The organism is Bacillus sp. 05T31 (assembly GCF_056396725.1).
In genome coordinates, this window is sequence record NZ_JBFTMA010001472.1 from 1 (window position 1) to 383 (window position 383).

A 383-nucleotide genomic window follows, 5' to 3' on the forward strand; every position below is an offset into this window, starting at 1 on the left:
ATCCAAAGTAACTTCCTCCGATCCAAAGTAACTTCCTCCGATCATATCGATCTACAATTACACCAACTAAAGGGCCAAATAAAACGATTGGTAATACGTTAATAGCAAATAAAGAACTCATGATAACTGCTGAACCGGTTAATTGAAAGGCAATCCAAGGTAATGCAAAGATATATAGTGAATCCCCGAGTCGTGAAATGAGTAAACCGAAAATAAAAATTTTGTATTCTTTAGAAAAAACTGTGCTTACAGTCATACTTCTTTCTTGTTTCAACTTCAAAATTGTATGTACCACCTTTATTATAGAGGAATTTGAAAACAACCCGTCCAATACGTATTAAATATATAATTCTGTAAGTATTTGTAAAACCCTACCTTTATAA

Annotated in this window: 1 protein-coding gene; it reads right to left on the bottom strand. The window is 32.4% G+C overall.

The window, feature by feature from the left end; translation table 11 throughout:
• On the bottom strand, nt 1–280 hold a 280-nt coding region (locus tag AC1DJR_RS33895; protein WP_477004663.1), incomplete at its 3' end, for an MFS transporter.
• Nucleotides 281–383: the final 103 nt, after the last annotated feature.